The 13709-nt window shown below is 46.4% G+C and carries 10 protein-coding genes; 6 read left to right on the top strand and 4 right to left on the bottom strand.

What is annotated here, in order from left to right; all coding sequences use genetic code 11:
• Positions 1-7 precede the first annotated feature (7 nt).
• Genes H5985_RS06990 through H5985_RS07000 form a run of 3 tightly spaced genes read left to right on the top strand, consistent with a single transcriptional unit; the run spans position 8 to position 5252 of the window.
• Entirely contained in the window at positions 8-799 is a 792-nt protein-coding gene (locus tag H5985_RS06990) for a conjugal transfer protein TraF (protein ID WP_205050597.1), read from the top strand.
• A 13-nt stretch (positions 800-812) separates the two neighbouring features.
• Complete coding sequence (locus H5985_RS06995) at positions 813-2240, top strand: conjugal transfer protein TraH (protein ID WP_205050598.1); 1428 nt, start codon at positions 813-815, stop codon at positions 2238-2240.
• 9 nt (positions 2241-2249) lie between these two features.
• A complete protein-coding gene (locus H5985_RS07000; RefSeq protein WP_205050599.1) occupies positions 2250-5252 on the top strand; it encodes a conjugal transfer protein TraG N-terminal domain-containing protein in 3003 nt (1000 codons plus the stop codon).
• 15 nt (positions 5253-5267) lie between these two features.
• Here the strand turns inward: H5985_RS07000 and H5985_RS07005 are convergent, their stop codons facing one another.
• Positions 5268-5582, bottom strand: coding sequence for a hypothetical protein (locus tag H5985_RS07005; RefSeq protein WP_205050600.1), 315 nt, complete (start codon positions 5580-5582; stop codon positions 5268-5270).
• 88 nt (positions 5583-5670) lie between these two features.
• On the opposite strand from H5985_RS07005, the gene H5985_RS07010 reads away from it, so the two are divergent.
• Both H5985_RS07010 and H5985_RS07015 read left to right on the top strand, forming a co-directional pair.
• Positions 5671-6627, top strand: a complete 957-nt coding sequence (locus H5985_RS07010; RefSeq protein ID WP_205050601.1) for a GIY-YIG nuclease family protein — start codon at positions 5671-5673, stop codon at positions 6625-6627.
• A gap of 190 nt (positions 6628-6817) precedes the next feature.
• Positions 6818-7948: an ATP-binding protein gene (locus H5985_RS07015; RefSeq protein ID WP_239481687.1), complete on the top strand. Its 1131-nt coding sequence runs from the start codon at positions 6818-6820 to the stop codon at positions 7946-7948.
• A gap of 144 nt (positions 7949-8092) precedes the next feature.
• Here the strand turns inward: H5985_RS07015 and H5985_RS07020 are convergent, their stop codons facing one another.
• From H5985_RS07020 to H5985_RS07030, 3 genes are all read right to left on the bottom strand, one after another.
• Positions 8093-9304 carry an ATP-binding protein gene (locus H5985_RS07020; RefSeq protein ID WP_205050603.1) on the bottom strand — a complete coding sequence of 404 codons (1212 nt, stop codon included), beginning with the start codon at positions 9302-9304 and terminating at the stop codon, positions 8093-8095.
• Between the two features lie 149 nt (positions 9305-9453).
• Positions 9454-10737 carry an MFS transporter gene (locus tag H5985_RS07025; RefSeq protein ID WP_205050604.1) on the bottom strand — a complete coding sequence of 428 codons (1284 nt, stop codon included), beginning with the start codon at positions 10735-10737 and terminating at the stop codon, positions 9454-9456.
• 12 nt (positions 10738-10749) lie between these two features.
• The gene (locus H5985_RS07030) at positions 10750-11682 is read right to left on the bottom strand and encodes an arginase family protein (RefSeq protein ID WP_205050605.1); all 933 of its coding nucleotides are present in this window, start codon (positions 11680-11682) and stop codon (positions 10750-10752) included.
• A gap of 287 nt (positions 11683-11969) precedes the next feature.
• Between H5985_RS07030 and H5985_RS07035 the strand changes: the two genes are divergently transcribed.
• Positions 11970-13460, top strand: coding sequence for a hypothetical protein (locus tag H5985_RS07035; RefSeq protein WP_205050606.1), 1491 nt, complete (start codon positions 11970-11972; stop codon positions 13458-13460).
• Positions 13461-13709: the final 249 nt, after the last annotated feature.

Raw genomic sequence — 13709 nt, forward strand, 5'->3', positions numbered from 1 at the left:
AACAAAAATGAAAAAGACTTTAGTTTCTCTCTTACTACTGACTCCCCTATTGGCCAATGGTGCCAATGAGGACTTCTGGACGCAAGACGTCTGGTCAAGCCCCGACCGAGGTTTTCTCTTTTATCAGGAGAAAACTCAGGACAATCCAAAGGAACTTGAGGAATTTAAAACGGTTGAAGAACTTCGAGCCGAAGCTCAAAGGCGTCTGAATATCGCCGTGATGGATCCCACTGAAGAAAATCTCAAGGGGTATCTGGCCATCAATACCTTGATGCTCGAGAAATCCACCGTTTTCGCTCAACGCTGGAAAGAAACCCTTTGGGCCAACCCGGGGTTTGATCATACGGTCATTCATCCCAATGCCAACTTTGCGCAGGTGGCTCTAAAAGATGAAAAGAAACTCGCAAAAGAGGCGTCTTTGAAATCCTTGGCTTCACAGGCAGGATTGGTGGTTCTTGTTCAGGCGGAGTGCTCTTTTTGCAGCATGATGGCTCCGGTCATGACCAATCTTTCAGCTCAAACCGGTATTTCTGTTTTACCCGTCTCTATTAAAGGGGATGTGAGCAACGACTGGCCCAATGCCAAACCCGATAACGGGATTGTGAAGAGATTAATGACGCTAAGCAGCTCAGTGCCAACAGTGACGCCTGCCGTCTTCCTTGTAGATCGTACGGGGCAAAACGCTCAACTCATTGCCTCGGGTGCCTTGTCGCTTGAAGACCTCAAAGACCGTCTGGTTCAGGCCTCAGGGCTTTCTCAACCCATGAATTCAACTATTAAAACTCTCCCTCGCTTGTAAGGATGAATAAGCCATGCGACCTCTCTCATTTCGTCTGACGATCGCCGCTGCTCTGCTTTCTTTATCGTTAACTGTTAAAGCCGGGTTCCTGGAAGATTTCTACGATTCATCTTCCGGTGTGGCCCAAGGTAACGTCACGGCTGCAGGTATTTACGAGTCCGCTCATCTAAATATCGCCGCCGGGGGCGGCTTTGTTTACCGTGCACCGCGAACTGACTTCACCCCTTTTCAATTTACGCCGCCCAAATTGTCCGCAGGCTGCGGTGGCATTGATCTTTTCATGGGCGCCTTCAGCATTCCCTCAAAAGAGGAGTTCTTAAACTACTTAAGAGCCATCGGCTCGTCTTTGCCGGGCCTGGCTTTCCAACTGGCGCTTCAGACTCTGTCACCCGATCTTTCAGAACAGGTCACAAGTTTCCGTGACCTCATTCGTGAATACAGCTCCAAATTTCAAGATTCCTGCACTGCTGCACAAACGCTTTTGGACATGACGGGTGCCCAAGGCTACATGCAAAAGCTTCGGTACTCAGCATCCAACCACCTGAGAGATTCCGGAACTGCCTCAGATGCTTACGAAGCCGATGCCATGACCCGAACCGATGGAGCGACCATCTTTAAAAACACGCCGACTCGCACGGACTCGGGCGGCAATACGATTGAGGCGGGTGAAATTAATCTCACCTGGGCGCTTTTAGGGGGCGGTACCTTAACCTCCAAGTACCCCAAAGAACTCAAAGAACTCATGATGACGCTGGTGGGCACGACGATCTACACCCAGGCGGGAGACGATTCCTCTGCTGTTGCTCGATCTCGGTACATTATGGGGGAAGACATTGCAAGTCTCCTTTTCGGTTCTGCTGAAAGCGTGAGTCTCAGTAATGCCACACGCCTCATGTGCCCCACTAAGGACACCAAATGCCTCTATCCCGAGCGCGTGGCCCTTGATGACATCAACCTCACGCACCGCCTTTGGGAAGCTGCAACGAACTACAGGCAGTCACTTTTAAGCCGCGATCCTTCCCGGGTTACCGAAGAAGATGTTCTGCTTTTGGGTTCGACTTCTTCCATTCCCTTGATCCGGTTAATTAACACCTTATCGATTCACCGCTATGCGGGATTTTCAGAGGACATTCTTCGAGTCTATGTAGAAGCTGCCTCCTATGAAGCCATTGTGCGGGCGCTTGATCAACTCACAATCGACATTGAAAAAGTGATTACCGGAGCAAGTGGGGCTCAAGCCAATGCGATCAACGCTGAACACGTCAAAAGGATTTCCGCTCGCATTGCTTCCGTACGCCTGGATTTAGCTTCAAGAAGTGACCGTATCTATCAGCAAATGTCCCGAGCTCGAAGCTTCATGGAACAGATTGAACACATTGAACGCAGTCTGATGGGCAACGCTGCTCAGAACCTTGCCTCCCGCTGGGGTGCTCGTGAATAAGGATGAACCATGACTTTTGAATTTTTTGCATATTGGAACGGCGCCCAGATCAGAGACCTCTTTGAAGCCGTGGTCGCTATTACGGGTTCTGCGGACTACACGGGACTCTTAAAAACACTCGTGCTTTTCGGCTTTCTTTGTGTCATCACGGTCTGCGCCCTTCGCTATCGGGGACTCGATGCCGGCAGTTTCATCTTTGCTGTGCTTCTTTTTTACGGTGTGACACTTTTACCCAAAACCGATGTCGCGATTAACGATGAGCGATCGGGTTCCGTTTATGTGGTCTCTAATGTCCCTTTGGGTCTGGCTTTTATGGCAAGTACCACCTCTCATGTGGGGCATTGGCTCACCACCATCTTTGAAGACACGTTTGTGGGGGTTGAGGCTGAACGCTTCTCACGCTTCGGGATGGTTTTCCCCGAGCGGGCCGTCAACGCCGTCCTGGCTGCAGGCCCCGTCACCGTTCAAGGCCGAACGCTTATTTCTGACTTTAACCGCAATTGCGTCATGCCGGAATTAATCGACAACCCGGCCAAAATCGAAGCGTTAAGCACGAGTGGTAATTTGTGGCAAACCATCTCCCAGGCCGGTTGGGTCAATCCCGCCCGCATGACTCAGGACACAGCAGGCAATTGGATCGGGTGCGATGAGGCTATTGCTTTTGTTGATAACCATATGACCACAACAGAATTACCGGCCATTCAGAAGTTTCTTGCGATGAAACTTTTGCCCGATCAGATGGATGCAAGCACATTGATATTGAGAGTGCTGCCGCAGGCAGAAACTTTGCTTCTTGGGATTTCCCAGAGCTTATCGTCATCCATTAAGCATTCGGTCTTTATGAATACGCTGCAGACGGACATTGATAATGTGGCCGCCTTAGCCGGTCACCCGCTTGCTACCGCTACGGCGTTAGCCAAAGCTCAAGGTAATCTATCGTCAGAAATCAACTATCGAACCATGGCTGAAATTGCGAAGGACGCTTTGCCCAAGGTCAGAAATTCTCTTGAATTCATCATTCTTGCCTCTTTCCCGTTGGTTTTCATCATGGTCTTAGCTGTGGGCCACATGGCAGGGACTATTCTGAGGAGCTACTTCACACTTTTGATTTGGATCCAACTCTGGGCCCCGATTTCGGCTGTGATGAATTACCTCATTATTCACACGGACAGCCACCCGATGAATCAAATTATTGCGGAATACGGGGCCAACACTATTTATGCCGCTAATCTCATTCGGGAAGCTGGGGCGAGCTCTCAGGCTATTGCCGGCTTTCTCACAATTCTCGCCCCGGTTATTGCGTTTGCCATTGCCAAGGGCAGTGACTTTGCCACCGCCCAATTAGCTGCAAGCGTCATGGCTCCGGCACAAAGTGCCGCCCAGTCCCAAGGGGCAAGTCTCACGTCAGGTAACATTTCTTTGGGTAACACAAGTTGGGGCAATGTATCCACCAATAATGTCGGTGGCAACAAAAATGACCGATCGATGGGCTATACGGACTCCAGCATGAGCCAAACCACTTCTGCCTACGGCTCGGTTACTCGCTCGGGGTCGGGTACCGTTACCGGTATGTCAATGACGCCTGTTTCGATGGGGATATCTTCGGCTACCTCACTTGGAGAGGCAAGCAGTCAGACAAACTCCAGCGCTATGACAAACAGTTTTGCGTACTCTGATTCTATTCAAGCGCTTCGTTCGTACACCACACAGACTGCAGATAAATCGGTCGCAGGATTTACGCGACTTTTGAATACCACATTGATTCGTCAATCCGGATTGCAAACAAGCGATACTCGTTCGAATCAGTTGACTGATACATTGTCTTCCTCTTCCAATCATGTTTTAAGTAGTCAATTAACCAATGGACAAAGTGCAGCCCTTCAGACTTCTTTAGGACTCAGTAGTGGCAATAACAAATCCGGCAACAGCTTTATTAATCCTAAAAATGAAATGGCGTCTGACTCTTTGGCAAATGTAAAGTCTCTTTCTTCAATGCAATTGAATTCAATAAACGATGCACTGATAGCTGGAACAATTTCAACAGAACGAGAGGGTGGGAATTTATCTGCCGGTCTGTCCGGTCAAATTCAAACAACTCAACATCTCCTGGACTCTGCTACTCAACAAGAAAGTGCCTTAAACAGCAAACAACGTCAATTGGCTTATCAATCATTACTATCTGCCACTCGACAAATTGCTACCCATACAGCAGATACCGGTATTCGTAATGCCGCTAAAAACTTTGAAGCACAATTGACACGTGCCTATCAATACGGCAATCAGACCCATTTTGATCAAAATGCTTCTCGCTCGGCGTCTAAACAATTGGACTATGTCTCTAATCAGAGCATGAGGACTTTAATGGAGAACTCCCAGTTTGCCATGCAAAAGGCCATTGAGGTATTCGGTTCGGCTGAAAACGCTCAAAACGTACTCTTTCATAGCCCTGCAGCAAGAAGCGCTTTTGCCAATACCCTGCACAAGGAAATCAACAATTCCGGTTGGAATGACGAAAATCCTATACCGCTGACTACCGTCGATATCGATACCATGGCCCGTCCCCACAGACAATCCTTTGATATTGAATCATCCCGAAAATTCGATCATTCTCTTTCTGCCGATACTCTGGATATTCAGAGTTCTTTCAACCAAGTTCTTGAAGGAAAATCTGTGAGCGAAGCTCCAAACACCGAACCGCTCAATCAAACGGTTTCTAAGGAGAAAGGTTTTATTGATAACGAAAAAGAACAGCTCAATGCTGAGTTACTGGCTGACAGAGGAACAACTTTTTCTGCAAAAAACTTCTACGAAGAAAAACAGATTGGTCTTCCCACCGTTTTAGATAACGCATTTTTGGGCGGTACAACGTACAACAGCGGAATTGAATACAAAAATAAGTTCGAAGACAAAAAAGATGAATCAACTGAGTTTAAGAAGGCAATGATAGAACTCGGTCAAAGTCATCGAACCGAGTTCTCTGACTTTGAACGAACAACGCAAAAACATCAATAGAGTTCAAATGCGATGTCAGAACCAATATTTAGGATTTTTTCCCCATTTTATTGCCGGAGGAACTCTTGACGACATTCTTAACCGCAAACGACGGTGCAATTCACCGTCACTGTCCATTTCATAGTAAGGAGAGACCATGATCAACGCAAAGAAAAAATACGCGGTATCCAACACCTCTTTAAGACTGATTTTTTCACTGAGAATTCGGTCGGCATACTCATTTTGTGTTTTAACCGGAGCCGTGAAGAGCTTACGAAAATTCATGGAAAATCCCCAAAAAGCAACTGTCATCGGAGAGTATTTAACCATGAGAAAAATGAGCTCGTCCAATTGATTTTTCCTATTAAAATCAATGATCTAATTGATCCAGACTATGATCTTTTGCTCCAAAAAATTTAACAAATTGTAAAAATGTAACATGGCAAAAATTTCTACTTTCGGCATGAATGCCGCATTCCAATTGGGTTTTGAACGAATTGCTGACGTCAGAGGTGTTACAAGTGTCGTGAGCCTGTTTGAAAATGCGATGATCCTCTCGGGAATCTACCTTCAAATTCGCCCGGGCAACGTCGCCTACATCGGCAAAACCAACAATATGCCCGCTCGATTTGAACAACATTTAAGCCGCGGAGTGGTGATTGAAGAGTTGGCTTTTAAACCAGTGTTGGCCAAATATGTTGATGACAAAGAAAAAGAATTGATCGCCTTAGCAGAGAGAAAAGGCATTGCGCTTGACAATATTGCTTTAAGAGAGAAAAAAGACTCAAGAAAAAGAACGCTCTCCGATATTATGAGTGAAGACGAAGTGCACGGATGGCTCAATCCGGACTCTTCGCCGACCACGACCAAACACTGGTTGCTCGTCTATCAGGCGATGCACCCGGGTCTTCGTCACCAATTTGATACCGCCCGCTCGCATCCCACCTGGCCTCAGATCTTTCCCGTTGCCAGAACTTTTGTTCAAAAAGTCATCCCTAAACCGGACCAAACCCAAGAGGATTTCTGGAGTGCGCAAGCGTACACGCGCAACACTGAGCAGGACTTTATTTCCATTATTCGAATTCACGCGGGTAGTCTCACCCTTTTAAACCTGGGCACTTACCGAGCTGCCCCCTATGAAGCATGGGGATGGGTAAGCTGCAAAAAAGAGGACCTGATTCAATATGGATTTACCCTCAATCGTTTAAAAGAAACATTCCTCTTTGCCAACCTCATAGAGAAAGAGGAACTGATACTGTTGAGCACCTCAGCTCGGTTATTGCCGATCGTGATTGAAAAACTTAAACCCGCATTACGAAAAACAGCCTACAGCGCTATGCAAAATGCTTTACTTCAAAAAGGCAACCCTGCACTGGAAGATCTCTTGAGTATTTAGCTGACAGTTCAACCATGAAATTGAAAATATGTTTAACATATTTTAAAAATCGACATTGTTTATATATTATATTAGTCAAACTATATTAGTATTTTGAAGATTGATTACTATGTTAAACAAAGTCATTCCCCGCACTGAATACATTGGCAAACTTAAAGGATTCCGTAACAATGGCTTAATTAAGGTCATCATGGGCCCAAGACGGTGCGGCAAATCTTTTTTGCTTAAGTTGTTTCAGCAAGAACTTCTCAAAAGCGGAGTCGCCGCCGACCATATAATCTCGATCGAGTTAGATGACTTGCTCCAAGTAAGTCTGCGCGAACCACAAGTGCTTCATTCCCATGTTTTGGATCACCTTAAAGACGAGTCCGTCCATTACGTCTTCATCGATGAGGTGCAGCTTTGCGCTCATTTTGAGGAGGTTATTGCGAGCCTTACAAAACGACAAAACATCGACCTCTACGTGACCGGATCCAACGCCTATTTGCTCTCAGGCGAATTGGCGACTTTCTTGACCGGTCGCTACACCAAAGTAGAGATGTTGCCGCTCTCCTTTAAGGAATTCCGCCAAGCGGTCTTAGAAGATGGACTTTCAGAACAGGAAGATTTCGAACGCTATCTTCAAATCGGGAGTTTCCCTGCTTTAGTTCGAGACAGAGACGATCCAGAACATATCGATATCTACTACAGCGACCTCATTCAGTCCATCATTCTGAAGGACATATCCTGGAGGCTTAAACTCCGCGATACCGAAACCTTATTCAGACTTTGTTGTTTGTTGTCATCAAACGTCGGAAGTGCCCTTTCAACCACTTCGATTCTTAATACATTGAAAACACAAAAAGTCGATATTTCTCGTCTGACGCTTTCTACCTACTTGAACGCACTGGTTGATAGCTACTTTGTGCACCGCGTTCCTCGCTTTGATGTCAGAGGAAAATTGACCCTTCGAAGCGAAGAAAAGTACTACCTCTCGGACATAGGTTTCAGACACCATTTGGTTACGACTCCCGTCAAAGATTATGGTCACTTGCTGGAAAATATTGTGTATTTAGAGCTCAGTAGGCGTTACAAAAAAGTGTGCATCGGCAAAAACACCCAAAAAGAAATCGACTTTGTTGTCCAAACGAATGACGGTTTTGCCTACTATCAAGTCTCGCAAACTGTACTTGATCCGAAAACCCTTGAGCGCGAACTCAACGCTTTTTCCGGGCTGAAGGATGCCCATCCCCGCTACCTTTTGACAATGGATAGTTTAGGAAAAGGAAGAAACTTTGACGGCATTAAGCAACTCAATCTTGTGCAATGGCTGCTCAACTAAGCCCTTTGATCATTAGAACAGAGAAAAATCGGAGTGAAACCAATTTTCCTTCACTTCGTTAAGCTTAATGTCGTTAAGCTTAACGACATTAAGCAAAGAGACATAATGATTAGAGCTCCAAAAACAATCTTCAGGTTCAATTGATCAAATCGACCAAATGGAGTGATAAACCGTTTCAGGATTCATCGCAAAAGGCTCAGGCGTCATCGAAATGACGGCGCCGAGCCCCGTGTTTTTGACACTTTTTCTGAAACTTTCCAATCCGCTCAATTTCTTTTGTTCAACAGACACCGAGGATTTGATCTCGACCGGATGGTATTTCCCACCGGCATGAATTAAAAGATCAACTTCGTTTTGCTCAAAATCCCGATAAAAATAAAAGTTAGGATTCAGTCCGTTATGCACCCAACTTTTCAAAATTTCAGTGACCACAAATGTTTCAAAAATGGCTCCACGGTTGTAGTACCGAGCCAATTCTTCAGGCGATTGAATGTCTAGCAGGTAGCACACCAAACCGGTATCCACAAAATACAATTTAGGTGACTTTACCAATCGTTTTTCAATATTCTCAAAAAACGGAGGCAATAAATAAATAAGGCCGCTTGCCTCTGCAATAGATAACCAAGCCTTCACTGTCGGGAAATTGATTCCACAGGCTTTAGAAATATCTGCGTAATTTAATTCCTGCCCGCTTCGGGTAGCCAAAACAGCTAAAAATTTTTGAAATTCCAGTCGTTTTTCAATGCTATTGAGTTGAACGACGTCGTTGGCGATATACAAATTGACGAGCTGGTTAAAGAAAATCTGACGCTCTTGAGCATCTGCTTTCAAAACATCAGGCCACGCACCTTGAAACACGGTCCTCCAAGTATCTGAGGGCGATTTTTCCGGCAGTTGTCGCTTAAGATTGAAACTGGGAACATAAGGTTGCTGCAGCTTGCCAATGCCCTCCCGTTCGTAGATTGACAAAGGCAGCAGATCAAAACTCGCTACTCGCCCGGGTAACTTATCTGAAACATTTGCCCAAAGTGCCAAGCGTTGAGAACCTGAAAGCCAAACCAAACCTTTTTCATCGGTTTCGTCAAAATAGGCTTTCAATGCGGGGAAAAGTTCGGGCGCCCACTGAATTTCGTCCACCGAAATAGGAGGAGGATTCATCTGCAAAAATTGCTCCGGTGCTTGCTTAGCCATTCTGAGCAAACGACTGTCTTTCAATGTCAGGTATCGTCTGGTTCGGCCAAGATGCTTTAAGAGCGTACCTTTACCTACCTGACGCATGCCGGACACCACGACTCCTTTGTAGACCGAAGAAACATTAGTTAAAACGGTTTCTAAAGTACGTTCCAAATATTGCATTCCGTTTCTCACTAAATTCCAAAATTTACCTTTGTATTTTATGAAGACTTTTTTCAGATTTTCCGAAATTTTCCAACACAAAATCTGAAATATTTTTAGACTTCTTTAGAATCGCCTAAACTCGTGTGATCCGCAAAAAGTTAAGAACTTCAACCTTCACGATGCTTAAGCTGCATAGGTAAGAGCAAAATCAAACCGACGACAAAAAAGAGTCCCGTGCACAATAAAGCCAAGCGCTGATCATTATCGGTAAGCCACGTTATGTAACCGTAAGTCATGGGCCCGATAATGTTGGCGACCCAAAGCGCCATATTCCAAAAAGAGTAAAACGCTGCACGATCTTTAGGGGGAGCCAGCACCCCCACCAAGGCTCGCCCGGCCGATTGACTCGAGCCCATTGCAATACCTGCTAAATTCGCAGCAATCCAAAATACGGGTTTGGTCTGCGCAAAGTAAGCCACACCCACCATAGCAATCCATATTAAAAGCGTTACGATCAACGCATTTTTGTGCCCGATACGGTCTTCAACATAGCCGAAAGCAAAGGCACCGATTGCCGCAGTGATATTAACGAGCAATACCAAAAGAATGGTTTCATCGGGCGTAAAGCCCATCGCCTGATCGGCGTAGACGGCAGCAAGCGTTACTACAACCGCAATACCGCCTTGAAAGGACAAACCGCTAGCCACGAGCCAAGCAAAATTTTTGTGCTGAGGCAAACTTTTAAAGGTTTCAATGAGACTGGCCTGGGATTGCTTCACCAGAGTCCAGAATGCCGCTTCAGTTCGGGGCTGAGCGCGCTCCTTTAACCACAAAGCCAAGGGCAGGGCCGCTACTAGAAACACCGCTGCGGTAATGATCATCGTGTAAGGAACATAGTCTTCAGCTCCTGCTCCCTTTGACTGCATAAAAAGAACCACAGCCAAACTCAAGCCTAAGGTCAAAAGTCCCCCACAATAACCGAAGCTCCAGCCCCAGCCCGAGACCTTGCCCATTGACTTTTCATCGGCAATTTCAGGCAGAAAAGCGGAATTGAGCGTCTCGCCGATGTTGTAAGCAAAGTTGCTGACGATCACCATTATGACGGCAAGCCACACCGTTCCCGAACCCGTGAAAGCCAATCCCACTGTCCCCAAAATACACAATAGGCTCATCAATACGGTCCAAAACTTTTTATTGGCTTTCAAGTCCGTGGCAGCACCGATTAACGGCATGCAGACAATGGCAAGAATGTTGCTTGCCGCAATAATGCTTGTCCACAAAAGTGTTGCCCAAGAAGCCTCTCCACAGATAACCCCCACGAAGTAGGCATTAAAAACCGCCGTGAGCACGACGGTGGTGTAACCGGAATTGGCAAAGTCAAACGCAGCCCAGGACCACACTTCCCGACCCGAGACACCGGCTTTTAAATGTTGAGCGGAAAAAAGCGACACAAACGATTCCTTTTAGACGTGAGCCAATGTTCGGATATGAGCAATCACAGCTCGAGACAGGCTTCTCGGTTCATAGCCTCCTTCCAACACACTGACGATTTTTTCGCCGCACACACTACGGGCGATGTCATCAATGATTCGGGTGATATGGGCATAGTCCAAATCGGTAAAATCAAGGCCTGTCATCACATCCGATAAGTGGGCATCAAATCCTGCAGAAATGAGTATCAGCTGCGGGTTACATTCTCTGATCACAGGTTCCCACTTCGAGCGGATAATTTCGCAGGCCGCCTCTCCCGTATCGCCTGCTACGAGTCCTTCTTTATGAATATTGGCAGCCTTACATTCAAGACCGGGGTGAGGAAAGATATCTTTTTGGAAAAAGGAGAAAAAGTCGATGGCTTTTTGCCCGGCAAGAATATCTTCTGTGCCATCACCGTGGTGCGCATCAATATCAATCACCACAATACGGTCAAGATTTAAAACCTCTCTTGCGTAGAGGGCCGCAATCGCCACATTGTTGAAAATACAAAATCCCCCCGCTGAAGCCCGATGCGCGTGGTGACCCGGCGGGCGCACGCAACAAAAGGCGTTCGTTAAGCGCCCTGCCATCACTTCATCTACAGCTTCTAAAACACATCCGGCGCTCTCTAAGGCTGCCACCCAAGATTGTCCGCTTACCACCGTGTCTTCGCTGATATGGACAAGTTCCTCAGCGCCTGCGGGAATACTTTTTCGTACCAAATCAATATAGGCCTGATCGTGCGCACGCAAAAGATCCTCAAGCAGGGCCTGACGGTTGGTTTGCTTGTAGGTAAAGGCGCTCTCAAGTCCTGAGGCCACCAAGCGCTCTTCAATCGCAGTCACCCGGTTGGGTGACTCCGGACTCATGGGTCCGGTCAGATGGCGATAGCAGGATTGATGAGTGAAAAGTCCAGTTGACACAGATTATCCTTAGTGTTCCTTGATTTCATTTTACCAAGAGCACGGCCTGCTATTGAGCTGAACTTGAAATCGGATTTCTCAATCTCAAACGATTAAACGAATTCAAACACACCGATACGAATGCAATCAATTTAAAAAAACTAGTCAACCAATTTCATACAAGGTTAAATAAGAAAAAAATCCTCAGTTGAGTAACGAATTTTGATAGAAACTCTAACGCCGCAAACCTCTGACTTCAGTCAGAGGATAAGGCGCAAAAATTAAGAATCGGGTAGTATACCTCGATCATGAAATCAACTACTCCCACTTTCGTTGTCGAACTGCCACTTAGTGTGAACGATCAACAAAATCGGTTTCTCACAAAGGCCTTCGAGTTCGGGCGGACGTTATATAACGCCACGCTCAGTTCTGCTTTGGGCAAACTTCAACGAATGCGGCAGAGTCAATTGTGGCGTGAAACACGTTCAATGCCAAAAGGCAAAACACGCAGTAAACGCTTTTCCGATCTGCAAAAATCTTATGGCTTGACTGAAAACGGTTTAAGAACGATTGCCAATAATCATCGCAAAGCAAGCGGCCGCAACGACATCGATGCTCACGAAGCCCAGTGCATCGGACGCACCGTTTGGCGGGCATTGGAACGCTATCTGTTCTTAGGTGCCGGTAAACCCCGCTTTAAGTCTTTTCGTCAAGGACTCAATTCCATTGAAGGAACGGATAATCACGAAATCATGTTCAAAACGGAGCGCCAAGCGATTATTTGGCGTAAACAAGTTTTGAAACTGATCATTCCGGATACCGACTACTTCAAGGAAGTGTTGGCTGATCCTATTGAACCGACTCAAACTAAACGCATTAAGTATTGTCGTATTGTTCGTCGGACACTCAACGGTAAGAAGCGTTGGTTTGCGCAGATCTGTCTGGAGGGAATGCCTCCGGTCAGAAAGATCTACGCACCGCAGTCGGAAGTGATGGGTATTGACCCGGGCCCGAGCGGCTTAGCTTATTTCCATCCACAGGAAGCGGGACTCGTTCGAGTTGCGCCTAATGTGGATATGCAGGAAAAGACGATTGGCCGTTTGCAGAGAAAAATCGACCGATCCCGACGAGCAAATAATCCTGGTCATTTCAATGAAGATGGAACAGTAAAACCGTTTCCCGAACCTTGGAAGGTCAGTCATCGGATGGAAAAACTCCAAGTGAAGCTCGCTGAACACCACCGGTGTTTGGCTGCTACGCGCAAGCGTGATCACGGAGAACTGGCGAATTTTCTGCTGCAAAGGGCAGGTACGATCAAAATTGAAAAGAACAGTTACCGTTCTTATCAACGCAACTTTGGAAAATCGACGACAAGGACAGGGATGGGAGCGTTTGTCAGTCACTTGAAACGTTCGGCTGAGAGAGCTAACAGTCGGGTGGTTGAATTAAACGCTTATGAGCTGAAAATGTCGCAATACGATCCGATAACGGATACGTATCGAAAGAAAGCGTTAAAAGAGCGATGGCATCGCTGGGGCGAGACGGATATCCTGGTTCAAAGGGATGTGATGTCAGCGTTTTTAGCGTGCTATGTAACGGACAATGGGCATGACCGAACCCGCTTATTAAAAGAGTGGGCGACTGCGGAAGCGCTGTTGAGCGATAGCGGTCTGTGCCAACATGAACTTTGTAACGATCAAGGAATCCCGCAAGAGGTTCTGAGACTCACGAGTCCGAAGGCAAAAAAGGCCGAAGGGGCGGAAAAGAAGTCTATCGCGAACATTTTGTGCAGGAAGTGACGTCAGGTCGAGCATTGCTCCACCTGAAGAGCTTCTTGTTGGTCAAAATGAATCCTTCGAATTCATTCGAGGGAGCTTCAAACAAAAAACCTCAGTTCACTGAGGATTTTTGTACGCAGACTAAATTTACCGATAGATACTTAGGTGACTTGTCCAGAAGAAAGTCCGCACCTTCACCTGTCAACCAATTTCAGGCAAGGTCAGGATGTCAATTGAAAGCGCTTCAATTTTGCGATTACGTTAGAATTA

It is taken from the genome of Parasutterella secunda (genome assembly GCF_016901835.1).
Taxonomy (GTDB): domain Bacteria; phylum Pseudomonadota; class Gammaproteobacteria; order Burkholderiales; family Burkholderiaceae_F; genus Aphodousia; species Aphodousia faecavium.